Below are 23,188 nucleotides of genomic sequence, written 5' to 3' on the forward strand. Positions count from 1 at the left end.
TTTCGGCAGTTTCTCAAAAAATGCGGGCAATAAACTTTGTCCTGCCGAATATCGGTGCCGAGCCGCATGAGCGAAGAGGCAAGTCCGAGCTCGACAGGCGTTCGGCCTGAAGCAACCCACGAGTCTCAAGACTCACGAAAGGAACACTCATGAAAAAGAATTTGATCGTAACGGCCATCGCTACGCTGGCCGCATCGTTCGCAACCGCTGCTAGCGCGCAAAGCAGCGTCACGCTGTATGGTCTGGTCGACGCAGGTCTGACGTACGTGAACAACGTGCAGAACCACACCGGCGACAATCAAAAGGCAAGCTCGTGGGGCGTGACGAGCGGCAACCTGAACCCCAGCCGTTGGGGCCTGCGCGGCGCTGAAGAACTCGGCGGCGGCATGAAGGCAGTTTTCACGTTGGAAAACGGTTTCAACATCGCCAACGGCACCAGCGACGGTCGCCAGTTCGGCCGTCAGGCGTACGTGGGCCTGTCTACCGCACAAGTCGGCACTCTGACGCTCGGTCGCCAGAACGACGCTGTCGCTGACTTCCTCGGCCCGTTGAGCGCCACCGGCACGTGGGGCGGTACGTACTTCGCACACCCGGGCGACGTCGACAATCTGGACGGCAACGCATTCCGCATCAATAACTCCATCAAGTTCGTGAGCGAGAACTACGCTGGCTTTACGTTCGCTGGCGCATACGGTTTCTCGAACTCCGCAGGCAGCTTCGCAGCGAACCGTGCGTATAGCCTGGGTGCGGGTTATGCAAACGGGCCGTTCAAGTTCGGCGCTGCATACACGCAAGCGAACGGCTTCGACTCGAACACGGCTGGCGCGATCACGGAAAACGTAGTGCCGCAAGACATCGCGTTCGCTCAACAGACGGCGCGTCTGCGCACGTTTGGTGCAGGCGGCAGCTTCTCGACGGGCCCGATGACGTTCGGCGCGGTGTGGACGCAGACGCGTTCGGACAACAACAGCGAAGTCGTGCTCGACACCTCGAGCGTTGCCAACAACTACGAAATCAATGGCCGCTATGCCTTGACGCCGGCACTGTCGCTGGGCGCCGCGTACACGTTCTCGTACATCAAGACCCAGGATCCCCTGGAAGATTCCAGGCGCGTCCGTCGTCACCAGTTCGGCCTGCAAACGGACTACGCACTGTCCAAGCGTACCGACATCTATGCTGAAGGCGTGTTCCAGATCGCCAGCGGCGGTGGAGAAGGCGTGTACCCGGAAGCTGCCATCAACGGTGCCGCGGCATCCTCGAGCAGCCGTCAGGTTCTCGTGACGACGGGTATCCGTCACCGCTTCTAAATCGCTCAGAGCAGTACCGAGCTTTAGCTAGCTAGAGAAGGGGCGCCGCAAGGCGCCCTTTTTCACATGCGCGCTCGTTCGCCGGATAGCGAACAGCGCCCCCCATCCGGATGCTCTACCATGACGATGCGGCCATCGTCCCGACGACGCCCTGTCCGCCAAACAGGAGAGCAACAATGATCTCGACATGCAGACCACATGTCCGCTGGATGGCCGTTCCGATCCTCATGATGCTTGCCGCGAGCGCAGCTTACGCCGACACGGTCGCGCTGAAAGCCAATCTCCAGCCTTCGAGCGAAGTCCCTCCGCGCGTAAGCAAAGGCCACGGCGCACTCGACGCGACCTTCGACACCGACACCAAAGTCTTCGCCTGGACCGTGACCTACGCGGAACTATCCGGCCCGGTGACGATGGCGCATTTCCACGGTCCCGCGCCGGTCGGCCAGAACGCGAAGCCACAAGTACCCGTCGACAAGAAAGCACTCGCGAGCCCCATGAAAGGACAAGCGACGCTGACCGATCAACAGGTCAACGATCTCATGACGGGGCAGTGGTACTTCAACATTCACACGCAGGAGAACCCGACCGGCGAGATACGCGGTCAGGTGATGCCATCGAATTGACGCGGGCTGACGTCTCGCAAGTTCGACGATGAGCTGGCAAAACGCCCTGGCGTGCTGGGTCGTGCGCAGGCGCATGCGTCCGCATTCGGCCGAACCCGAACTGGACGTCGAGCTGGCACGAAGATACGCATCGCGTCGAATCTGGTCGCCGCGTGTGCCAAAAGGCTGGCGACTCGATATCCGCAATTCGGGCGCCGACGCGCTACTACGCGGCGAATGGCTCATGCCGCCGACCAGTCCCCGCGCAACCATCCTGTATCTGCATGGCGGCGGCTATTACTTCTGCTCGCCGCGCAGTCATCGCGCGATCACGTTCGGTCTGGCCGTGCCGGCGAATGCGCGCGTCTTCTCGCTCGACTATCGGCTTGCGCCCGAGCATCGCTTTCCCGCGGCGCTCGATGACAGCGTCGCCGCATACCGTCGCTTGCTGGAAGACGGCGTTCCTGCGCAATCGATCGTGATTGCCGGCGACTCAGCCGGCGGCGGTCTCGCGCTCGCGACGCTCCTCGCGCTACGCGACGCCCGCGACCCCCTACCCGCGGCGGGGGTTCTGTTCTCGCCGTGGACGGATTTGACCTGCGGCGGCGACTCGATGCGAACCAACGACGGCCGCGACCCGATGTATCACGCCTCGGTGTTCCCGCGCGTGGCCACGCAATATCTCGGCAATGCCGACGCGCGTACACCCTACGCGTCGCCGCTGTTTGGCGCATTCGAAGGCTTGCCGCCGCTCCTGATCCAGGTCGGCGACACGGAACTGCTGCTCGACGATTCCACTCGCGTGGCTGCGCAAGCGCGCGCGGCGGGCGTGCGCGTCGAACTCGACATCTGGCGCGACGTCCCGCACATCTTCCAGATCTGGGCGCCGTTCATGCCAGAAGCGCGCGAGGCGCTCGCGCGCGCCGCCACGTTCATCGATGCGGCTGTTCATCGCCCACCCAGCACCTCGATCGTCTGATAAGCACGCTCGACGGCCGACGCGCCATAGCGCCGCTCCAGCCGTCGCACGGTGAAGTGGCCATGCGCCATCTGCTGAAAGTGGTCGATGAACACCGTGTTCACCATCGCGCCGAGCACCGCGCCGATCGCCGGAATCGACTTCGCGGCGACCTGCTCGCTGACCTGCACCGAGAACCGCGACGCGATCGTCTGCAAAAACTTGAGCAGCGCGGTCGATCCGTGACTGCTCAGACCTTTCGCCGCGATCTCGTTGGTCGCGCGCGACACCGACTGCGCGAGCGCACTGCGCACGATGAAATAGCCGATATCGGCACTGTCGTCGCTGGCTTTGGTGCCGCCCATGCCGAGCACCATCATGCATTGCAGTTGCGTATCGACGCGATGCACGTCCTCGCCCTCGCTGCGCGCGATGTCGCAGATGGAGCGGAACATCAGCGTGGTCGTGACCGGCAATTCGACCGGCAGCGCGAACAGCCCGAACGCGCCGCCCGCCGCGCCGGTCGTCGCGACGGCCAGTTTGTGCATCAGGTTGTGCGGCTTGTCGGGCGGCGGCGCGAGCAGCGAGTCCGACGGCGCGCTCTTGCCGATGGTGCGCAGCGCGAGCTGGAGGCACTTTTTCAGCGCGATTTGCGTCGCCTCGTCGACTTTCTCCTGCGCGACGGACGGCATGCGCCCCATCAACTTTTCGATGGGCGCGCCGACGACGCTCGCGAGCTTCATCGTCAGCGACGGGCTTTCCAGCAACTCTTTCGCGCGCGCCAGGGCCGCGAAATCGTCGGGCGTGAGCGGCGAGGTGATGATCGGCGTCGGTTCCATGCGATGTTTTCTGTCCGGTGAAGAGTGATTTGCCATCCAGATTAGAGCGCGGCAGCGTGCTATGATTCCCTTTCCGTTGACTAGTCAATCATTGCGCCTACAAAGATGGCCGTTCACACAGCCGCGCATCATTCCAGCGGACAAGTCCTGCCGTTCCGCGAATCCCTCATGGCGATGCTGGGCGTCTCGTTCGTCACGATGCTCGTCGCGCTCGATCAGACGGTGGTCGGCACCGCGCTGCCGACGATCGTCGCCGAACTCAAGGGTTTCGATCTCTACGCGTGGGTCGCCACCTCGTATCTTCTGACTTCCGTCATCACCGTGCCGATTTTCGGGCGGCTCGGCGACTATTACGGCCGCAAGCCGTTCGTGATCGCGTCGATCGTCGTGTTCACCGTCGCGTCCGTGCTGTGCGGGCTCGCCAACAGCATGATGTTCCTCGTGCTCGCGCGCGGGCTGCAGGGCATCGGCGGCGGAATGCTGGTCGGCACGGCGTTCGCGTGCATCGCCGATCTCTTTCCGGATAATGTCGTGCGCCTGCGCTGGCAAGTGCTGATGAGTTCCGCGTTCGGCATCGCCAATGCGATCGGGCCGTCGCTCGGCGGCATTCTCACGCAATACTACGGCTGGCGTTCGGTGTTCTACGTCAACTTGCCGGTGGGCATTGCGTCGCTCTTTTTCGTATGGCGCTTTCTGCCGCATCTGCGCCACGTCGCGCACGAAGGCAAGATGCGCCTCGACTGGCCCGGGGCCGTGCTGATCGCGGTGGCGCTCGGCGCGCTGCAACTGTTCGTCGAAATGCTGCCGAAGCACGGCTTTAGCGCGGAAACCGCCGCGCTGCTCGCGATGAGCGTCGCGGCCGGATTCGCGCTGTGGAAATGGGAGATGCGCTGCGATTACGCGATCCTGCCCGTCGACATGTTCCGCAACAAGGCGCTCGCCGCGCTCTTCACGCTCGCGATTCTCGGCGGCTTCACCATGTTCTCGCTGCTGTTCTACGCGCCGCTGCTGTTCCAGGGCGGATTCGGCATGTCGCCGAAGGATGCGGGCATGATGATCACGCCGCTCGTCGTGTTCATCACGATCGGCAGTATCGTCAACGGGCGCATCGTGACGCGTCTGAAGAACGCCAACCTGATGCTGTACATCGGCTTCTCGCTGCTCGCCGTGTCGTGTCTGGGCGTGGTCGTCGCCACGCATGACATGCCGCGCGCGCTGCTGCTCGTGATCATGCTGCTCGGCGGTCTCGGCCTCGGCTTCGTGATGCCGAATCTCACCGTGTTCGCGCAGCAGACGGCGGGACGCGCGCATCTCGGCATCGCGACCGCGCTGCTGCAATCGCTGCGCATGATCGGCGGGATGATCGGCACCGCGCTGACCGGCACGCTCGTGAGCCATCTCTATGCGAGCGGCGTGAATCTCGCGCTCGAAAAAGATCGTGCGCTGCATTGGGCCGGCGATCTCTCCGACCCGCAAATCCTCATCAATCGCGACGGCCAGCGGGCGCTGCTCGCGCAACTGACGTCCGCGGGCCACGACGGCGCGATGCTGCTCGAAGCCGCGCGCGAAGCGCTCGTCGCGGCGATTCACATTGGCCTTGCGCTGGCGGCGCTGGTCGCGGTGGTGTCGGTGTGGCAGTCGCGCCGCGTGCCGCCTGTGCGACTGAAAGGGCCGCAGGAACCGACGATTCTTGCCGAATGACTACGGAAATCGAAAGCATGAATGAACAGGACCGTATCGCCGTCGTGCAGCAGTTCGGACGCACGTATCGCGCGTTCATGTCGGCGTTCGAGGCGGCCGTCGGCCAGCCGATGCCGCGCTGGCGCATCCTGCTCGCGTTGCATGAGCACGCGGGCGTGCTGTCGCAGAAAAAACTCGTCGAGCGCCTGAAGGTGGACCCGGGCGCGCTGACGCGGCAACTGAAGACGCTGGAAGGGCTCGGCTGGATCGTGCGCAGCGTCGATGCGCGCGACAACCGTGTGTCGAATGTCGCGCTGACCGCGCAAGGACGCGCGATCGCCGAACAAGGCTTGCCGCGTCGCAATGCGTTCCTGCACGACACGATGGCGTCGCTGCCCGACGAGGCCATCGAAGCCTTGTCGAGCGCGCTGCATATGTTCGAGGGACGCATTCAGGAAGTGGCGGCCGCCAATGCGTCGCAAGCGGTCGCCGTCGAAGAGAAAGCTTAGAAAAACGTTTCGATCACTTCGGTGACGCGATACTTCGGATCGACGACGAGAATCTGACGCCACTTGTCGAAGGTCAGGCAAGGATGCGAGATGTCGAACGCGATCATGTCGCCGACCTTCACGTCGTCGCCCGGCTTGATGCGCAGGTACGCGTGCTGATCCATCAGGCCGAAAATCTCCCAGCCTTCGTCGGACGCGATATCGCGCGGCGCCTCATTGCCCGGACGATAATGCTTGGCCGGCTCCGGCATGCCTGCATCGAACGCGGAATCGCGCTTGCCGAGCCCGATGATCACGCGATCCGGCTCCGGAATCGACTGCACGTACGCCCACAGTTGCAACGCCGGCTTCAGGCCTTGCCCCATCTTCTTCGCGATCGGATTGCGCGCGAAAATTTCGTTTTGCGCTTTCTTGTAGATGCCGACGTCGTGCGTCAGATAGCAGCCCGGACGCAGCACGACTTCGATCGCATTGCTGTGGGCCTTGGCGAATTCATCGGCGACGACGTCGTACCACGCCGATCCCGCGCCCGAGAGAATCGCAGGCTTGCGCGCGATTTTCCCTTCGGCGATCAGCTTGCGCGTGACATCGACTGCGCTTTGCAGAAACTCGCGCACCTTCGTTTCGTCCTGCAGCACGCCTTCGTATAACTCGATGCCCGCCAGCTCGATCGTGTCCGGCCAGCGCGCGATCGCGGCGAGCACGGCATCGCGCTGCGCGTCGTCGCGCACGCCCGTGCGTCCGCCCGGCACGCCCAGTTCGATCAGCACGTTCAGCTTCTTGCGCACCGAACTGAAGAATTCGCCGAGCTGATCGACGCCATCGGCGGAATCGACCAGACAGAAGAACTCGAAGTTCGGATCGGTGAGCAACTCGGCGATCATGCCCATGTTGCGTTTGCCGACGAGCTGATTCGCCATCAGGATGCGATGCACGCCGCCGCGATACGCCGCGCGCACCTGATGCGCGGTCGCGAGCGTGATGCCCCATGCGCCCGTGTCGAGCTGACGGCGAAACAGTTGCGGCGCCATGGTCGTCTTGCCGTGCGGCGCGAGTTTCACGCCGTACTCGCCGACGAATGCCTGCATCCACTTCAGGTTATGTTCGATGCGATCGGAATAGAGCACGGCGGCGGGCAGACTCACGTCTTCTTCGAGCAGATTCCATTGCAGGCGCGACGCGTCCTGCAACTGGATGCCCGTACCCGGCACCATGCCGAGACCCTTGCCGAACGGGTCGATCGTGGCGTTCTGATAGTTTGTAACTTTCATGTGCTGCTACTCCATCGTCCGTTTAAATAAACCCTGTGCACGATCCAATGCGCGTCAGAGTTGACGGTGCTATGTTAACCAAAGTAGCATCCGTGATGGAAATGTTATTTAGTAACACAAGCCTCAGGTAAACCCTCAAGCCAACATGAACGGCCACGCCGACCCGCTCAGTTTCGACATCGTCGCACGCATCGCGGAGCGCGCGCCCGAGTTGCGCGGTGCTGAGCGCAAGGTCGCCGCGCTGATTCTCGACGACCTGACGGGCGCATCGCGCGCGAGCATCGGCGCGCTGGCCGACAAGGCGGAGGTGAGCGTCGCCACGGTGACGCGTTTCGCGAAGGCCGTCGGCTGCGCGGACGTGCGCGAACTGAAGTTGCGGCTCGCGCAGGCGGCGGCGGTCGGCCAGCGCTTTCTGAAGCGCGAGCCTGATGCTGTGCCCGATTCACTCGCCGCGCGCATCTTCGACGAAGTGCAGGCGACGCTCGCGCAGAATCAGGGGGCGCTGGCCGCCGCGCCGATCGCTCAGGCCGCCGACACGCTCGCCGCGGCCTCGATGATCTACGTGTTCGGCATGGGCGGCGGCTCGACCGCGCTCGCCGATGAAATGCGCTTTCGCCTCGTGCGGCTCGGCCGGCCGGTTGCGTCGTATCAGGACGGGCTGTTGCAGCGCATGGTCGCGTCGACCTTGTCGAAAGAACATGTCGTGATTGCGCTGTCGGTAACGGGGCATACGCCCGAGATCGTCGAAAGCTGCGGGCTCGCGAAGCAGTACGGCGCGCGCGTGATTGCGCTGACCGCGCCCGCGTCGCCGCTCGGCGCGCTCGCGGACTGGCTGATTCCGGTCATCGCGATCGAAACGGACTTCATCTACAAACCGTCGTCGTCGCGCTACGCGATGATGATGGCGCTCGATTTGCTCGTTACCGAACTGGCCGTCAAGCAGGCCGATCACAGCCGCGAACTCTTGCGCCGCATGAAGCACGCGCTCGATTCGCATCGCGGCGGCGGCGAGCGTCAACCCTTGGGAGACTGACCATGGAAAAGTGCGACACGCTGATCGTTGGCGCGCGCCTGATCGACGGCACGGGCGCGCCCGCCGTCCTGCGCGATGTCGCGGTGCGCGACGGGCGCATCGTCGCGATCGAGGCGCCGGGCGGGCTGTCCGGCTGGAGCGCCGACGCAACCTTCGACGCCGAGGGCAAAGTGCTCGCGCCCGGTTTCATCGACGTCCACACGCATGACGACACGCACGTGATCCGCTCGCCGCAGATGATGCCGAAGATCACGCAGGGCGTGACGACGGTGATCGTCGGCAACTGCGGGATCAGCGCATCGCCGGTGACGCTCAAGGGCGATCCGCCCGATCCGATGAACTTGCTCGGCGAGGCCGCCGCGTTCAGATATCCGACCTTCGCCGCCTATGTGGAGGCGGTCAACGAGGCGCAACCGACGGTGAATGTCGGCGCGCTGATCGGCCATACGGCGTTGCGCAACAACCATATGGACCGGCTGGATCGCGCGGCTTCCGGCGATGAAGTCGCGGCTATGCGCGCGCAACTCGAAGAAGCGCTGGATAACGGCGCGCTCGGTTTGTCGAGCGGGCTTGCGTATGGATCGGCGTTCAACGCGCCGCCGGAAGAAGTGCAGGCGCTGGCCGAGCCGCTCGCGAAGGCGGGCGCGCTCTACACGACTCACATGCGTACCGAATTCGACGCGATCCTCGACGCGATGGACGAGGCGTATCGCGTCGGCCGTCATGCGCGCGTGCCGGTGGTGATTTCACATCTGAAATGCGCGGGACCGTCGAACTGGGGGCGCAGCACGGAAGTGCTGAAGTCGATCGAAACGACGCGCGACGGCCAGCCGGTCGGATGCGATTGCTACCCATACAACCGCAGTTCGTCGACGCTCGACCTGAAGCAGGTGACGGGCGATATCGACATCACGATCACATGGTCGACGCCGCATCCGGAAATGGCGGGCAAGTTGATCCGCGAAGTCGCCGATGAATGGCAGGTCAGCCAGCAGGAAGCCGGGAAGCGCCTGCAGCCGGCGGGCGCGGTGTATCACAACATGTCGGAGGACGACGTGCGGCGCATCCTCTCGCATCCCGCGACGATGGTCGGCTCGGACGGCTTGCCGAACGATCCGCTGCCGCATCCGCGTCTGTGGGGCGCGTTTCCGCGCGTGCTCGGCCACTATGCGCGCGATACGGCGCTGATCCCGCTCGAAGAGGCGGTGCGCAAGATGACGAGCCTGTCGGCGCGGCGTTTCAGTTTGACGGAGCGCGGCGAGGTGAAGGTCGGCTATCACGCGGATCTGGTGGTGTTCGATCCCGAGCGCGTGCGCGATGCCGCAACGTTCGCCGAGCCGCAACAGGCGGCGGACGGCATCGACGCGGTGTGGGTGAATGGCGTTTTGACGTATCGCGAGCGGGCCGTGACCGGCGCGCGCGCGGGACGTTTCGTGGCGCGCGGTTCCGCATCGAAACTGGATGCACAGGGCGCGTTTTGAGAATTTGTTTGAATCAGGAAAAGGAGTTGAAGATGAAGCGTTATGGCGTTGAAGGTGGCAAGGGACAAGGCGGCGCGCATATGCCGTTCGCACGCGCGGTCGAGGCGGATGGCTGGCTGTTCGTATCGGGCCAGACGCCGATGGAAAACGGCGAGGTGATCAACGGCGGCATCGTCGAGCAATCGCACAAGGCGATTCAGAACGTGCTCGCGATTCTGAAGGAAGCGGGTTACGGGACGGAGCACGTGGTGCGCTGCGGCGTGTGGCTGGACGATCCGCGCGACTTTGCTTCGTTCAACAAGGTGTTCAAGGAGTACTTCGGCGCGAATCCGCCGGCGCGCGCGTGTGTCGTGTCGTCGATGGTGATCGACTGCAAGGTCGAGGTGGATTGCGTGGCGTATAAGAAGGGGTAAATGCGATTGCGGCTCTGGTTCATGTGAAGCAGAGCCGCGTCTTCAGTTACTGCCGCGCCAACCGCGCATTATCCGGCATCGGCAAATTGAAGTTGGTCCGAAACGGATTGATATCCAGCCCGCCGCGCCGCGTATAACGCGCATAAACCGCGAGCCGTTCCGGCTTGCACTCCCGCATGATGTCCATGAAGATGCGCTCGACGCATTGCTCATGAAACCCGGTATGTCCGCGATAAGAAACGACATACCGCAACAACCCCGCGTGATCGATCTGCCCGCCGTAATAGCGGATCTGCACGCTGCCCCAGTCCGGCTGTCCCGTCACCGGGCAATTCGATTTCAACAGGTTCGAAAACAGCGTCTCTTCGACGGGCACTTCGTCGTGCGCCGCCTTCAGCAACGAAGGGTCGGGCGAAAAAACATCGCAATCGAGATCGAGCCGGTCGAGCGACAAACCGTCGAACTCTTCCATCGCCAGTTTGCCGAAATCGGCCGGCGCCGCGAGCTGCACGGAAACCGTCGCGCCGCACACCGCCGAGACATCGCGCTTGATCGCGGCGCGCACATCGTCGATGGAATCGAACGGCGTCTGCGCGAACGAGCCGAGATACAGCTTGAACGACTTCGATTCCACGATATTCGGCGAATCCGCCGGCACGAAGAACGTCGCGACCGCGATCTGCGGCTTGCCGCGCCGGTTGAGCCACGAAAGCTCATACGCGTTCCAGATATCCGTGCCGAAGAACGGCAGTCGCGCGGGCACGGCGATCGCGTCGCGCGCGCGCTTGCGGTCGATCGGAAACAGCAGCGACGCATCGTACTGTTCGGTGTAGTGGACGGGCTTGCCGAGCGGAGATTGATCGGGTGTCATGATGCGTTCGCTATGCCGCTGAGAACGTGCCCCGTCGCCGTAACGACGCGAGCCGATTCGCAATGGCGAATTTGATCGTCGAAGAAAAAATCGGGCTCGAATTCGCGCAGGAATTCGCCCTTGTCGAGGCCGCCGAGAAACATCGCTTCGTCGATTTCGATGTCCCAGGCCATCAGCGTGCGGATCGCGCGCTCGTGCGCGGGCGCGGAACGCGCGGTGACGAGCGCGGTGCGGATGTGCATCGGCGAGCGGCTGTCGTGGTCGTCGGCGATGCGCTGTAGCTTGTTCAAAGCCGCCAGCAGCGGCTTCAACGGGCCGCCCGGAAGCGGCGAATCCTTCTTTTGCGTTTCATGGCCGACGAACGCGGAAAGACCATCGCTCTGGAACACGCGCTCGGCTTCGTCGGAGAACAGCACGGCGTCGCCATCGAACGCGATGCGGATTTCGTCCGCATAACGGCTCGCGGCGCGCGGCGTTTCGGGCAGGACGCGCGCGGCGGGAAAGCCTGCGGCGAGCGCGTCGCGCACGTCGTCCGGATTCGCCGACAGAAACAGCGACGCCCGCAACGGCTTCAGATACGCGAACGGCGAGCGGCCGCGCGTGAACACGCCGCGCTCGATCGCGAGGCCGTGCTCGCGGCACGAATGAAACGCGCGCAGTCCGCTGATCGGATCGCTGCGTGACAGGATCACCACTTCGACGCGCTGCTCGCCGGCATTCAGCGCGAGCAGCTTGCGGATCAGCCCGAACGCGACGCCCGGCTTCGCGGGCGTTTCCAGCCGCGAACGTTGCAGCGCTTCGTAACGAGCGAGATCGCCCGTCTCGAAGACGCGGTTCTCATCCTCGAAATCGAACAGCGCGCGCGATGAAATCGCGACGACGAGCTTGTCTTCGAGCGTGAACTTCGGCATCGACACGCCTTACGCGAGGAACAGCTTGTAGACCGGGTTCGCGCCTTCGTCCCACCACGGATAGCCGAGCGTCGCGAGAAAGCGCTCGAATTCCGCGTTGTCCGACTGCGGCACCTGAATGCCGACGAGAATCGAGCTGTAGTCCGCGCCCTGATTGCGATAGTGGAACAGGCTGATGTTCCAGTCGGGCGCCATCGACGAGAGGAACTTCATCAGCGCGCCGGGACGCTCAGGGAATTCGAAACGCAGCAGACGTTCGTCGCGCGCGAGCGGCGAGCGCCCGCCGACCATGTAACGGATGTGCTGCTTCGAGAGTTCATCGTGCGACAGATCGACCGTCGCGAAACCATGCTCGACGAACGACGTCATCATCTGCGCCGTTTCCTTGCGCGCCTTGATCTGCACGCCGACGAAGATGTGCGCGGCCTTTTCATCGGCGATGCGGTAGTTGAACTCGGTCACGCTGCGTGTACCGACCAGTTCGCAGAAACGCCTGAAGCTGCCGCGCTCTTCCGGAATGGTCACGGCGAACACGGCTTCGCGCGCCTCGCCGACTTCCGCGCGCTCCGCAACGAAGCGCATGCGGTCGAAGTTCATGTTCGCGCCCGACGTCACCGCGATGAGCGTCTTGCCTTCGATGCCTTCGCGCTCCGCATACAGCTTCGCGCCCGCGACGGCGAGCGAACCCGCCGGCTCCAGCACGCTGCGCGTGTCCTGGAACACGTCCTTGATCGCGGCGCAGAGCGCATCGGTATCGACGGTGATGACTTCGTCGAGCAGTTCGTGGCACAGCCGGAACGTTTCCTCGCCGACGAGCTTCACCGCCGTGCCGTCCGAGAACAGGCCGACTTCGCTCAGCGTGACGCGCTCGCCCGCCTTGATCGACTGCGCCATCGCGCAGGAATCCTCGGTCTGCACGCCGATCACCTTGATCTCCGGCCGCACCGCCTTGACGTACGCCGCGACGCCCGCCGCGAGGCCGCCGCCGCCGATCGGGCAGAAGATCGCGTGAATCGGGCCCTGATGCTGGCGCAGGATTTCCATCGCGACGGTGCCTTGCCCGGCGATCACGTCGGGATCGTCGAACGGATGCACGAACGTCAGGCCTCGCTCCTGCTGAAGTTCCACGGCGCGCGCGTAGGCGTCGCTGTACGACTCGCCCGCGAGCACCACTTCGACTGTCGGGCCGCCGTGCGCGCGGATCGCGTCGATCTTCACCTGCGGCGTCGTGGTCGGCACCGCGATGACCGCCCGGCAGCCGAGCCGCGCCGCCGACAGCGCCACGCCCTGCGCGTGATTGCCCGCCGACGCCGTAATCACGCCGCGCGCGAGTTCGTCCGCGCAGAGATTCGCCATTTTGTTGTACGCGCCGCGAATCTTGAACGAGAACACCGGCTGATTGTCCTCGCGCTTGAGGAACACGGCGTTGTGCAGGCGCGCGGACAGACTGCGCGCGGGTTCCAGCTCGCTCTCGCGCGCGACGTCGTACACACGCGCGGTCAGCACTTTTTTCAGGTAGTCGGGATGTGTCATGCGAGGAATCGTCAGGCGGCCGCGATGCGCGCGGGTTTTGAGGGCGAAAGCGTCAATGATAGCGCCAACCGGGCATCGTCCGGACGTGCGATGTATTCGGACCGTCCGGACGGTCGTGAAAAAAGCGTCGAAAATGCCGGAAACGTGTCGCGAATTCGCACGCAAAAGCCCCTTCTCGCTGCTAGCGCTCGCAAACGCGTGTCATCGTGATGGGTTAGAATTTCCTTTTACGAATCAGCAATCAGGATCGGCAGATGCACCGGCAGCTTCGGATCGATTTACTGGCGCATGTCTCCCGCGAGTCGCATCCCGCGGCGGAGAGGGATGCGCGCCACGCACGATCGTGGCGTTGATCCAGGGCACATCGAAGGCGCCGTGAACGCGATTCGCCTCACCGTCGTGTACGGGCGATCCGGCGGCCTTCGCCAAGATTAGTCTCATTCGAAAATTTGCGCCCCCACGCGCATCGCCGGCATTTCCGCTTTCATGGCGCGAGCGCCGGCACACCGAACCGTCGAACATGAACGCACCCCAAGCCTTCGATCCGAACGGCGCCCATGCCGCCTTGGCGCTCGATACCGAGCCGCGTCTCCGCGAAATTCCCTATAACTACACGTCGTTTTCCGATCGTGAAATCGTCATGCGGCTGCTGGGCGACGAAGCCTGGGCGGTGCTCGACGAACTGCGCAACGAGCGCCGCACCGGCCGCTCGGCACGTATGCTGTATGAAGTGCTCGGCGATATCTGGGTCGTGCGCCGCAATCCTTATCTGCAGGACGACCTGCTCGACAACCCGAAGCGCCGCGCGTTGCTCGTCGAAGCGCTGAATCACCGGCTCGCGGAAATCGAAAAGCGCCGCAGCGCCGATCTCACCGCTCACAGCGAAGAAGCCGGCAGCCGCGAGCGCGCCGGGCGCGTGCAGTTGCTGATCGCCGCCGCGCGCCGCGCCGTCGACGATTTCGCCGCCGAGTTCGACCACATGGCCGACTTGCGCCGCCGCGCATCGCGCGTGCTGGGGAAGGAAACGCAGAAGGACAACATCAAGTTCGACGGCCTGTCGCGCGTCGCGCACGTCACCGACGCGACCGACTGGCGCGTCGAATATCCGTTCGTCGTGCTGACGCCGGATTCGGAAGCCGAAATCGCCGGTCTGATCAAGGCGTGCTTCGAACTCGGCCTCACCGTGATTCCGCGCGGCGGCGGCACCGGCTATACCGGTGGCGCGATTCCGCTCACGCCGTTTTCGGCGGTCATCAACACGGAAAAGCTGGAACAGCTCGGTCCCGTCGAAATGACGGATCTGCCGGGCGTCGATCACAAGGTCGCGACGATTTTCTCGGGCGCGGGCGTGGTCACGCGGCGCGTCACCGAAGCGGCGGAGCAGGCGGGCTTCGTGTTCGCCGTCGATCCGACCTCGCTCGATGCATCGTGCGTCGGCGGCAATGTCGCGATGAACGCGGGCGGCAAGAAGGCGGTGTTGTGGGGCACGGCGCTCGACAATCTGGCCTGGTGGCGCATGGTCGATCCGGAAGGCAACTGGCTCGAAGTCACGCGTCTGGATCACAACTGCGGCAAGATTCACGACGTCGAAGTGGCGCGTTTCCGGCTCGACTGGTTCGACGGCAATCGTCCGCCCGGCGAAAAGCTGCTGCGCACCGAAAACCTCGACATCGCCGGACGCACGTTCCGCAAGGAAGGGCTCGGCAAGGACGTCACCGATAAATTCCTCGCTGGTTTGCCCGGCGTGCAGAAGGAAGGCTGCGACGGACTGATTACGTCCGCGCGCTGGATCCTGCACAAGATGCCCGCGCACACGCGCACCGTCTGCCTCGAATTTTTCGGCCAGGCGCGCGACGCGATTCCGAGCATCGTCGAAATCAAGGACTATCTGTTCGAGACGTCGAAGCAGGGCGGCGCGATTCTCGCGGGCCTCGAACATCTCGACGAGCGCTATCTGCGCGCGGTCGGCTACGCCACCAAGAGCAAGCGCAACGCCTTCCCGAAGATGGTGCTGATCGGCGATATCGTCGGCAATGACGCCGATGCCGTCGCCGCTGCAACGTCCGAAGTCGTGCGTATGGCGAACGGCAAGAGCGGCGAAGGCTTCGTCGCGGTGAATGCCGAGGCGCGCAAGCGTTTCTGGCTCGACCGCTCGCGCACCGCCGCCATCGCGAAGCACACGAACGCGTTCAAGATCAACGAAGACGTCGTGATTCCGCTCGACCGCATGGGCGAGTACACGGACGGCATCGAGCGCATCAACATCGAGCTGTCGATCAAGAACAAGCTGCAACTCGTCGATGCGCTCGAAGCGTTCTTCCGCACCGGCAAGCTGCCGCTCGGCAAGACCGACGACGCGAACGAAATCCCCAGCGCCGAACTGCTCGAAGACCGCGTGACGCAGGCGCTAGATTTGCTGAAGCGCGTGCGCGAGCGCTGGACCTTCGTCGGCGACAAGCTCGACATGCCGTTGCGCGAGGCGCAGCACTATCTCGTCAATCTCGGCTACGAAGCGCTTGCGGAGAAGTTCGCGGATCGCGTCGACGTGCAGCCGGACGCGAATATCTTCCACGTCGCGCAGGATCGCACGGTGCGCATTTCGTGGAAGCAGGAGATTCGCGGCGAATTGCGCCAGATTTTCAACGGCGGCGAATTCAAGCCGATCCTCGATGAAGCGCAGGCCATCCACAAGCAGGTGCTGCGCGGACGCGTGTTCGTCGCGCTCCATATGCACGCGGGCGACGGCAACGTGCACACGAACATTCCGGTCAACTCCGACAACTACGAGATGCTGCAGGACGCGCATCACGCGGTCGCGCGCATCATGAAGCTCGCGCGTTCGCTCGACGGCGTGATTTCGGGCGAACACGGCATCGGCATCACCAAACTGGAGTTCCTGACCGAAGAGGAAATCGGCGAATTCCGCGCATACAAGCAGCGCGTCGATCCGCACGGCCGCTTCAACAAAGGCAAGCTGTTCGACGGCGCGGACCTGCGCAACGCGTACACGCCGTCGTTCGGGCTGATGGGCTACGAGTCGCTGATCATGCAGCAGTCGGATATCGGCGCGATCTCCGATTCCATCAAGGACTGCCTGCGCTGCGGCAAGTGCAAGCCGGTCTGCGCGACGCACGTGCCGCGCGCGAACCTGCTGTACAGCCCGCGCAACAAGATTCTCGCGACGTCGCTGCTGGTCGAAGCCTTCCTGTACGAAGAGCAGACGCGCCGCGGCGTGTCGATCAAGCATTGGGACGAGTTCAACGACGTCGCCGATCACTGCACGGTCTGTCACAAGTGCGTGACGCCGTGCCCGGTGAAGATCGATTTCGGCGATGTCACGATGAACATGCGCAACCTGTTGCGCAAGATGGGCAAGAAGAAGTTCAACGCGGGCAACGCGGCCGGCATGTTCTTCCTGAACGCGACCAATCCGCAGACGATCAACCTCGCGCGCACCGCGATGATGGGCGTCGGCTACAAGGCGCAGCGTCTCGGCAACGACATCCTGAAGAAGTTCGCGAAGAAGCAGACGGCGAAACCGCCCGCGACGGTCGGCAAGCCGCCGGTGGTCACGCAGGTGATCCACTTCATGAACAAGAAGATGCCGGGCAATCTGCCGAAGAAGACGGCGCGTGCGTTGCTCGATATCGAGGACAACAAGATCGTCCCGATCATCCGCAACCCGAAGACGACCACGGTCGATTCGGAAGCCGTCTTCTACTTCCCCGGCTGCGGCTCGGAGCGCCTGTTCTCGCAAGTCGGACTCGCGACGCAGGCCATGTTGTGGGAAGCGGGCGTGCAGACCGTGCTGCCGCCGGGTTATCTGTGCTGCGGCTACCCGCAACGCGGCTCGGGCCAGTATGACAAGGCCGAGAAGATCGTCACGGATAACCGCGTGCTGTTCCATCGCGTCGCCAACACGCTGAATTATCTCGATATCAAGACCGTGGTCGTGTCGTGCGGCACCTGCTACGACCAGCTCGCGGGTTATGAATTCGAGAAGATCTTCCCGGGCTGCCGGATCATCGACATCCACGAGTTCCTGCTGGAGAAGAACATCAGGCTCGAGGGCGTGAAGGGCACGCGCTACATGTATCACGATCCGTGTCACTCGCCGATCAAGACGATGGACCCGGTCAAGCTCGTCAACGAACTGATGGGCTCGCAGAACGACGGGTACAAGATCGAGAAGAACGATCGATGCTGCGGCGAATCGGGCACGCTCGCAGTCACGCGTCCGGACATCTCCACGCAGGTGCGCTTTCGCAAGGAAGAGGAGATTCGCAAGGGCGCGGCGAGGCTGCGCGGCATTCCGCTCGTCGCGGAAGCGGGCGCGAATGGCATCAATATCGCGAACGCGTCGGCTGGAGCTGCGGGCGCGCAGCCCGGTTCGGTGCTCAAGGCCGGCGACGGTCCGCAGCCCAACGGCTCGGACGTGAAAATCCTCACGAGCTGCCCGTCCTGTCTGCAAGGCCTGTCGCGCTACAACGAGGACGCCAATATCGAGGCGGACTATATCGTCGTGGAAATCGCACGCAAGGTGCTCGGCGAGAACTGGATGGAACAGTACGTCGAACGCGCGAACAATGGCGGTATCGAGCGCGTACTGGTGTAATAGCGAAATCGAGGTTGATTCGCTAGAGGTATGAGATGGACTGTGTGTTTTGCCGTGAAGACGGCGGCGAGGTGCTGTGGTCGGACGACGCGTTGCGCGTCGTCCTCGCCGACGAGCCCGACTGGCCGGGCCTGTGCCGCGTGATCTGGGGCGCGCACGTCGCTGAAATGTCCGATTTGCCGGATGGCGACCGCGCGCGCGTGATGACCGCCGTCAACGGCGTCGAGCGCGCGATGCGCCGCGTGCTCGTGCCGGAGAAGATCAATCTGGCGAGCCTCGGCAATCAGGTGCCGCACGTCCACTGGCACGTCATTCCACGCTTTTCCAACGATTCCCGCTTTCCTCTGCCGATCTGGGCGCCGCGCCAGCGCACCGTGTCGGAATCGCAGCTTTCGAAGCGCCGCGCCCAGGCCACGCTCTTGCGCGAACAGGTGCGCAACGAGCTGAACCAGGCGTTCGGACATCAATAAGGCAAGACCATGAGCGGACTCACATCCACGACGCCGATTCCCACCGGCGTCGTCGTGCATTCGAAATCCCGGGTGCTCGAATTGCAGTACGGCGACGAATCGTTTCGCGTGCCTTTCGAGCTGTTGCGCGTGTATTCGCCTTCCGCCGAAGTGCAGGGCCACGGACCGGGCCAGGAAACCTTGCAGACCGGCAAGCGCGAAGTGACGATCATCGGTATCGAACCGGTCGGGCATTACGCGCTGCAACTGAATTTTTCGGACGGCCACAATACCGGCATCTATTCGTGGGACATCCTCCACGACCTGGCGACGCGTCAGGACGCGCTGTGGCGCGAGTATCTGGCGAAACTGGAAGCCGCCGGCGCGGACCGCGACGCGCCGATGGCGGTGAAAAAATCCGGTGGGCATTGCCACTGAACATCAAGGCTGCGGCATAACGCCGCACAGCCGGCGCGACGATTGCGCAGCACATAACGAACAACAGGCGAGGAAAAAGCGCGATGAGCAAGACCCACTTCGGATATGAATCGGTCGACGAGCAGGACAAGGCGAAGAAAGTGGCCGGCGTGTTCCATTCCGTCGCGAGCAACTACGACTTGATGAACGACCTGATGTCCGGCGGACTGCATCGGATCTGGAAGCACTTCACGATCGGGCAGGCCAAGGTGCGGCCGGGATACAAGGTGCTCGATCTCGCCGGCGGCACGGGCGATCTGGCGATGGCCTTCGCCAAACAGGCGGGAGATACGGGCGAAGTCTGGCACACGGACATCAATGAATCGATGCTGCGCGTCGGGCGCGACAGGCTGATCGACAAGGGCGTGCTGACGCCCGCGCTGCTGTGCGACGCCGAGAAGATTCCATTCCCGGACAATTATTTCAATATAGTTACAGTTGCTTTCGGTTTGCGTAATATGACGCACAAGGATCGTGCGCTGGCCGAAATGCAGCGCGTGATCAAGCCAGGCGGCCGCCTGCTCGTGCTGGAATTCTCGAAAGTGTGGGAACCGCTCAAAAAGCCGTACGATATCTACAGTTTCAAGATTTTGCCGTGGCTTGGCGAAAAAGTGGCCAAAGATGCGGACAGCTACCGGTACCTGGCTGAGTCCATCCGCATGCACCCGGACCAGGAAACTTTAAAAACAATGATGGAACAAGCGGGCCTGGATCGAGTCGAATATTACAATTTGTCAGGTGGCGTGGTAGCGTTACACGTCGGGACCAAATTTTAGTGTTCCACTCTTAAAGGATTCGATATGTTCGATTCGCGCAAACCCCAATCCCGGGGTTTCCTGAACATCCTCTTCAGGAAGGCCGGAATCTTGGCGCTGGCTGGCGTTATTGCGGCTGGCGCAATCTTCGCGGAAACGGCGGAAGCCAAGCGCATGGGCGGCGGCCGCAGCATGGGCCGGCAGTCGGCAACGGCGACACAGCAGCATCAGGCCACGCCGCCGTCCCAGTCGCAGTCGATGCAGGGCCAGCCGGGACAAGCGGCCCAGGCCCAGCGCGCGCAACCCGCTCCGGGCGCGCCCGCCGCGGCGCAACCCGCGCGCAACCGCTGGCTCGGACCGATCGCCGGTCTCGCCGCGGGTCTGGGCATCGCGGCGCTGCTGTCGCACTTCGGGCTCGGCGAAGCATTCGCCGGCGCGATGGCCAACATGATCATGATCGCGTTGATCGTGCTGGCGGCCGTCATGCTGTTCCGCTTCATCATGCGCAAGCGTCAGGGCAACAACGCGAACACGCCCGCGTACGCCGGCGCGGGCTCGAATTCGGGCTCGCCGTACGGCGCCACCGCGCGCACGAGCCTGAATCAGGACCCGCCGCAGGTGCCGCAGCAGCCGACCGGTTTCGGTGCGAACTATATCGAGTCGTCGGCGCCGCAACAGGCCGTGAACGCGAACGTGCCCGCTGGCTTCGACACCGATGCCTTCGTGCGTAACGCGAAGGTCTACTTCGTGCGGCTGCAGGACGCGTGGGATCGCGGCAACGTCAACGACATCCGCGAGTTCACGACGCCGGAAATGTTCGCCGAAGTGAAGCTCGACGTCGACGCCCGCGGCAGCGCGCCGAACCGCACGGACGTGGTGCAACTCAACGCCGATGTGCTCGGCGTCGACGACCGCCCGACCGAGTATCTCGCGAGCGTGCGCTTCCACGGCCTGATTCGCGAGTCGGAAGGCGCGGCGGCGGAACCGTTCGTCGAGGTCTGGAACCTGTCGAAGCAGAAGGCGGGCAACGAAGGCTGGCTGCTGGCGGGGATTCAGCAGGTCAGTTGAGCGTAGCCGCGCGCCGGCAACCGTCAGTGTGATCATCGGTTGCGGCGGTAGAATAGAAACCCGCGCGAGCGTCTCGCGCGGGTTTTTTCATCTCATAGCCGATGACCAACGCAGACGAATCCGCCCGTCCCGCAGCAAATCCCGCCTTGAAGACCGCATCCAGTGGGTTCGCGGCCGCCGTGAATCATCTGCTCGCGCGCGAGCCGTGGGCGCGTGAGCGCGTCAAACCCTACGCGGGCAAGCGCGTCAGGCTTGCGGGCACGCCGGTTTCGATCGCGCTCGTGGTGCAGCCGGACGGCCTGTTCGCCGCGACCACCGAAGCAGAGGCGGGCGCGTTCGACGTGACGATCTCCGTGCCGCTCGACGCCGTGCCTGCGTTTCTGCAAGGCGGCCAGGCGGCGGTGATGAAACACGTTCGCATCGAAGGCGACGCCGAATTCGCGCAGACGCTCGCGAAACTCGCCGAACATCTGCGCTGGGACCCGGAAGAAGATCTCGCGCGCGTGATCGGCGACGCGCCCGCGCATCGCGTGGGCCTCATCGCGCGCGCCGTGCAGGAGCAGGCGCAGCGCACCGGGCGCAATCTGCTGGACACGTTCACCGAATATTTCCTCGACGAGCGCCCGCAACTCGTGCGCAAGAGCGCGCTCGACGCGTTCAACGCCGAGCTGTCGAAAGCGCGCGATGCGCTGGCGCGCGTCGAGAAACGCATCGAAAGAATCGAACAGAGTAGCGGACACATCACCCAACCATCACGACCGGGTAGCGGCGCTTCAGCGCGAACCGGCGACGAGTCCGTGCGCGACTCGCACGAATAACGAGCTGAAGCGAATCCGAACCATGCGTTTTCTGCGTTTCCTCAAGATTTTCTTCACGATCGTCCGTTTCGGGCTCGATGAACTCGTCATGAGCGGCATCGACGATCGCCGTGTGCGCTTTCTCATGCGTATCACGACGTTCGGCCGCAAGTTCAACATCGAGCGCGGCATCCGGCTGCGCCTCGCGCTGGAAAGCCTCGGGCCGATCTTCGTGAAATTCGGCCAGGTGCTGTCGACGCGGCGCGATCTGTTGCCCGTCGATATCGCCGATGAACTCGCGAAGCTTCAGGACCGCGTTCCGCCGTTCGATTCGACGGTGGCCGTGGCGATCATCGAAAAGTCGCTCGGCGCGCCCATCGACGAACTGTTCGACGAATTCGAGCGCGTGCCGGTGGCGAGCGCGTCGATCGCGCAGGTGCATTTCGCGAAGATCAGGAACGGCGAGCACGCGGGCAAACCGGTCGCGGTGAAGGTGTTGCGGCCGGGCATGCTGCCGGTGATCGATTCCGACCTCGCGCTGCTGCGCGATATCGCGACTTGGGCCGAACGGCTGTGGGCGGACGGCCGGCGTCTGAAGCCACGCGAAGTGGTCGCCGAATTCGACAAATATCTGCACGACGAACTCGACCTGATGCGCGAGGCCGCCAACGGCAGCCAGTTGCGCCGCAATTTTCAGGGGCTCGATCTGCTGCTCGTGCCGGAGATGTACTGGGATCTGTCCGCGCCGACAGTGCTCGTCATGGAGCGCATGGTCGGCGTGCCGATCAGTCAGGTGGAGACGCTGCGCGCGGCAGGCGTCGATATTCCGAAGCTGGCACGCGAAGGCGTCGAGATCTTCTTTACGCAGGTGTTCCGCGACGGCTTCTTTCACGCCGATATGCACCCCGGCAACATCCAGGTGAGTCTCGATCCTGCCACCTTCGGGCGCTATATCGCGCTGGATTTCGGCATCGTCGGCGCGCTCTCGGACTTCGACAAGAACTACCTCGCGCAGAACTTCCTCGCGTTCTTCAAGCGCGACTATCACCGCGTGGCGACGCTGCACCTGGAATCAGGCTGGGTGCCGCCGAGCACGCGCGTCGAGGAACTGGAAAGCTCGATTCGCGCGGTCTGCGAGCCGTATTTCGATCGCGCGCTGAAGGACATTTCGCTCGGGCAGGTTCTGATGCGCCTCTTTTCGACGTCGCGCCGCTTCAATGTCGAGATTCAGCCGCAGCTCGTGCTGCTGCAAAAGACCATGCTCAATGTCGAGGGACTCGGGCGCTCGCTCGATCCGGAGCTCGATCTGTGGAAAACGGCCAAGCCGTATCTCGAGCGCTGGATGAACGAGCAGATCGGCTGGCGCGGCTGGTACGAGCGCCTGCAGATGGAAGCGCCGCAGTGGAGCAAGACCATTCCGCAGTTGCCGCGGCTGATCCACCATATTCTGGCGCAGCACCACGACGCGCCGAAGAGTGGCAGCGACGAACTCATGCGCCTGCTGCTCGTCGAGCAAAAGCGGACCAACCGGCTGCTCGTGACGCTGCTCGTCGCCGGTCTCGTCGCGATTGCCGGCGCGGGCGTCGTGGTCGCGCAATTGTGGCTCAGCCATCCGTGAG

Annotated in this window: 20 protein-coding genes; 15 read left to right on the forward strand and 5 right to left on the reverse strand. The window is 63.6% G+C overall.

What is annotated here, in order from left to right; translation table 11 throughout:
* The first annotated feature begins 149 nt into the window (after positions 1-149).
* The 3 genes from BTHE68_RS01340 (at position 150) to BTHE68_RS01350 (ending at position 2,888) form a co-directional block, all read left to right on the forward strand.
* Positions 150-1,307: a porin gene (locus BTHE68_RS01340; protein ID WP_162064810.1), complete on the forward strand. Its 1,158-nt coding sequence runs from the start codon at positions 150-152 to the stop codon at positions 1,305-1,307.
* Between the two features lie 209 nt (positions 1,308-1,516).
* Positions 1,517-1,930, forward strand: a complete 414-nt coding sequence (locus BTHE68_RS01345; RefSeq protein ID WP_502710573.1) for a CHRD domain-containing protein — start codon at positions 1,517-1,519, stop codon at positions 1,928-1,930.
* Between the two features lie 28 nt (positions 1,931-1,958).
* The gene (locus BTHE68_RS01350) at positions 1,959-2,888 is read left to right on the forward strand and encodes an alpha/beta hydrolase (RefSeq protein ID WP_162064812.1); all 930 of its coding nucleotides are present in this window, start codon (positions 1,959-1,961) and stop codon (positions 2,886-2,888) included.
* Here BTHE68_RS01350 and BTHE68_RS01355 read toward each other — a convergent pair.
* The gene (locus BTHE68_RS01355) at positions 2,858-3,706 is read right to left on the reverse strand and encodes an EcsC family protein (protein ID WP_061172739.1); all 849 of its coding nucleotides are present in this window, start codon (positions 3,704-3,706) and stop codon (positions 2,858-2,860) included. The two genes, BTHE68_RS01350 and BTHE68_RS01355, sit on opposite strands and share 31 nt — an antisense overlap.
* A gap of 105 nt (positions 3,707-3,811) precedes the next feature.
* Here BTHE68_RS01355 and BTHE68_RS01360 point away from each other — a divergent pair, with 105 nt between their 5' ends.
* Positions 3,812-5,407 (forward strand): MFS transporter, encoded by a 1,596-nt coding sequence (locus tag BTHE68_RS01360; RefSeq protein WP_162064813.1) that lies wholly within the window; start codon positions 3,812-3,814, stop codon positions 5,405-5,407.
* A 17-nt stretch (positions 5,408-5,424) separates the two neighbouring features.
* Positions 5,425-5,895 carry a MarR family winged helix-turn-helix transcriptional regulator gene (locus BTHE68_RS01365; RefSeq protein WP_162064814.1) on the forward strand — a complete coding sequence of 157 codons (471 nt, stop codon included), beginning with the start codon at positions 5,425-5,427 and terminating at the stop codon, positions 5,893-5,895.
* Here the strand turns inward: BTHE68_RS01365 and BTHE68_RS01370 are convergent.
* Positions 5,892-7,166 carry an amino acid deaminase gene (locus BTHE68_RS01370; RefSeq protein WP_162064815.1) on the reverse strand — a complete coding sequence of 425 codons (1,275 nt, stop codon included), beginning with the start codon at positions 7,164-7,166 and terminating at the stop codon, positions 5,892-5,894. The genes BTHE68_RS01365 and BTHE68_RS01370 overlap by 4 nt on opposite strands.
* 145 nt (positions 7,167-7,311) lie before the next feature.
* On the opposite strand from BTHE68_RS01370, the gene BTHE68_RS01375 reads away from it, so the two are divergent.
* The 3 genes from BTHE68_RS01375 to BTHE68_RS01385 are packed head-to-tail and all read left to right on the forward strand — an operon-like array spanning position 7,312 to position 10,093.
* A complete protein-coding gene (locus tag BTHE68_RS01375) occupies positions 7,312-8,199 on the forward strand; it encodes a MurR/RpiR family transcriptional regulator (protein ID WP_162064816.1) in 888 nt (295 codons plus the stop codon).
* A gap of 2 nt (positions 8,200-8,201) precedes the next feature.
* On the forward strand, positions 8,202-9,680 hold the full coding sequence (locus BTHE68_RS01380) for an N-acyl-D-amino-acid deacylase family protein (protein ID WP_162064817.1): 1,479 nt from the start codon (positions 8,202-8,204) through the stop codon (positions 9,678-9,680).
* Positions 9,681-9,712: 32 nt separating this feature from the next.
* The gene (locus BTHE68_RS01385) at positions 9,713-10,093 is read left to right on the forward strand and encodes a RidA family protein (protein WP_162064818.1); all 381 of its coding nucleotides are present in this window, start codon (positions 9,713-9,715) and stop codon (positions 10,091-10,093) included.
* 46 nt (positions 10,094-10,139) lie between these two features.
* Here BTHE68_RS01385 and queF read toward each other — a convergent pair whose 3' ends face one another.
* From queF to ilvA, 3 genes are read right to left on the reverse strand one after another with little or no spacing between them, the layout of a single operon-like run.
* Positions 10,140-10,964, reverse strand: coding sequence for an NADPH-dependent 7-cyano-7-deazaguanine reductase QueF (gene queF, locus BTHE68_RS01390; RefSeq protein ID WP_162064819.1), 825 nt, complete (start codon positions 10,962-10,964; stop codon positions 10,140-10,142).
* Entirely contained in the window at positions 10,961-11,875 is a 915-nt protein-coding gene (locus tag BTHE68_RS01395; RefSeq protein ID WP_162064820.1) for a 5'-nucleotidase, read from the reverse strand. The genes queF and BTHE68_RS01395 overlap by 4 nt, the downstream gene beginning before the upstream one ends.
* A 9-nt stretch (positions 11,876-11,884) precedes the next feature.
* Positions 11,885-13,408: a threonine ammonia-lyase, biosynthetic gene (gene ilvA / locus BTHE68_RS01400; RefSeq protein WP_162064821.1), complete on the reverse strand. Its 1,524-nt coding sequence runs from the start codon at positions 13,406-13,408 to the stop codon at positions 11,885-11,887.
* Positions 13,409-13,928: 520 nt separating this feature from the next.
* Between ilvA and BTHE68_RS01405 the strand changes: the two genes are divergently transcribed.
* The 7 genes from BTHE68_RS01405 (at position 13,929) to ubiB (ending at position 23,187) form a co-directional block, all read left to right on the forward strand.
* Positions 13,929-18,023, forward strand: a complete 4,095-nt coding sequence (locus tag BTHE68_RS01405; protein ID WP_162064822.1) for a DUF3683 domain-containing protein — start codon at positions 13,929-13,931, stop codon at positions 18,021-18,023.
* Positions 18,024-18,058: 35 nt separating this feature from the next.
* Positions 18,059-18,493: an HIT family protein gene (locus BTHE68_RS01410; RefSeq protein ID WP_061172750.1), complete on the forward strand. Its 435-nt coding sequence runs from the start codon at positions 18,059-18,061 to the stop codon at positions 18,491-18,493.
* A gap of 9 nt (positions 18,494-18,502) precedes the next feature.
* The gene (locus tag BTHE68_RS01415; RefSeq protein WP_162064823.1) at positions 18,503-18,910 is read left to right on the forward strand and encodes a gamma-butyrobetaine hydroxylase family protein; all 408 of its coding nucleotides are present in this window, start codon (positions 18,503-18,505) and stop codon (positions 18,908-18,910) included.
* Positions 18,911-18,993: 83 nt separating this feature from the next.
* Positions 18,994-19,725 carry a bifunctional demethylmenaquinone methyltransferase/2-methoxy-6-polyprenyl-1,4-benzoquinol methylase UbiE gene (ubiE, locus tag BTHE68_RS01420; protein WP_162064824.1) on the forward strand — a complete coding sequence of 244 codons (732 nt, stop codon included), beginning with the start codon at positions 18,994-18,996 and terminating at the stop codon, positions 19,723-19,725.
* 24 nt (positions 19,726-19,749) lie between these two features.
* Positions 19,750-20,772 carry a Tim44 domain-containing protein gene (locus BTHE68_RS01425; protein ID WP_162064825.1) on the forward strand — a complete coding sequence of 341 codons (1,023 nt, stop codon included), beginning with the start codon at positions 19,750-19,752 and terminating at the stop codon, positions 20,770-20,772.
* 146 nt (positions 20,773-20,918) lie between these two features.
* Positions 20,919-21,590 carry a ubiquinone biosynthesis accessory factor UbiJ gene (locus tag BTHE68_RS01430; RefSeq protein WP_162064826.1) on the forward strand — a complete coding sequence of 224 codons (672 nt, stop codon included), beginning with the start codon at positions 20,919-20,921 and terminating at the stop codon, positions 21,588-21,590.
* Positions 21,591-21,612: 22 nt separating this feature from the next.
* Positions 21,613-23,187, forward strand: coding sequence for a ubiquinone biosynthesis regulatory protein kinase UbiB (gene ubiB, locus BTHE68_RS01435; RefSeq protein WP_162064827.1), 1,575 nt, complete (start codon positions 21,613-21,615; stop codon positions 23,185-23,187).
* Position 23,188 lies beyond the last annotated feature (1 nt).

Origin of the sequence: Burkholderia sp. THE68, assembly GCF_009938265.1 — a bacterium.
Lineage (GTDB): Bacteria > Pseudomonadota > Gammaproteobacteria > Burkholderiales > Burkholderiaceae > Caballeronia.

Bases quoted from the DNA above. Each gene is read 5' to 3' on its own strand.
- BTHE68_RS01340 (WP_162064810.1), top strand. From the start codon at position 150: ATGAAAAAGAATTTGATCGTAACGGCCATCGCTACGCTGGCCGCATCG.
- BTHE68_RS01345 (WP_502710573.1), top strand. From the start codon at position 1,517: ATGGCCGTTCCGATCCTCATGATGCTTGCCGCGAGCGCAGCTTACGCC.
- BTHE68_RS01350 (WP_162064812.1), top strand. From the start codon at position 1,959: ATGAGCTGGCAAAACGCCCTGGCGTGCTGGGTCGTGCGCAGGCGCATG.
- BTHE68_RS01355 (WP_061172739.1), bottom strand. From the start codon at position 3,706: ATGGAACCGACGCCGATCATCACCTCGCCGCTCACGCCCGACGATTTC.
- BTHE68_RS01360 (WP_162064813.1), top strand. From the start codon at position 3,812: ATGGCCGTTCACACAGCCGCGCATCATTCCAGCGGACAAGTCCTGCCG.
- BTHE68_RS01365 (WP_162064814.1), top strand. From the start codon at position 5,425: ATGAATGAACAGGACCGTATCGCCGTCGTGCAGCAGTTCGGACGCACG.
- BTHE68_RS01370 (WP_162064815.1), bottom strand. From the start codon at position 7,166: ATGAAAGTTACAAACTATCAGAACGCCACGATCGACCCGTTCGGCAAG.
- BTHE68_RS01375 (WP_162064816.1), top strand. From the start codon at position 7,312: ATGAACGGCCACGCCGACCCGCTCAGTTTCGACATCGTCGCACGCATC.
- BTHE68_RS01380 (WP_162064817.1), top strand. From the start codon at position 8,202: ATGGAAAAGTGCGACACGCTGATCGTTGGCGCGCGCCTGATCGACGGC.
- BTHE68_RS01385 (WP_162064818.1), top strand. From the start codon at position 9,713: ATGAAGCGTTATGGCGTTGAAGGTGGCAAGGGACAAGGCGGCGCGCAT.
- queF (WP_162064819.1), bottom strand. From the start codon at position 10,964: ATGACACCCGATCAATCTCCGCTCGGCAAGCCCGTCCACTACACCGAA.
- BTHE68_RS01395 (WP_162064820.1), bottom strand. From the start codon at position 11,875: ATGCCGAAGTTCACGCTCGAAGACAAGCTCGTCGTCGCGATTTCATCG.
- ilvA (WP_162064821.1), bottom strand. From the start codon at position 13,408: ATGACACATCCCGACTACCTGAAAAAAGTGCTGACCGCGCGTGTGTAC.
- BTHE68_RS01405 (WP_162064822.1), top strand. From the start codon at position 13,929: ATGAACGCACCCCAAGCCTTCGATCCGAACGGCGCCCATGCCGCCTTG.
- BTHE68_RS01410 (WP_061172750.1), top strand. From the start codon at position 18,059: ATGGACTGTGTGTTTTGCCGTGAAGACGGCGGCGAGGTGCTGTGGTCG.
- BTHE68_RS01415 (WP_162064823.1), top strand. From the start codon at position 18,503: ATGAGCGGACTCACATCCACGACGCCGATTCCCACCGGCGTCGTCGTG.
- ubiE (WP_162064824.1), top strand. From the start codon at position 18,994: ATGAGCAAGACCCACTTCGGATATGAATCGGTCGACGAGCAGGACAAG.
- BTHE68_RS01425 (WP_162064825.1), top strand. From the start codon at position 19,750: ATGTTCGATTCGCGCAAACCCCAATCCCGGGGTTTCCTGAACATCCTC.
- ubiB (WP_162064827.1), top strand. From the start codon at position 21,613: ATGCGTTTTCTGCGTTTCCTCAAGATTTTCTTCACGATCGTCCGTTTC.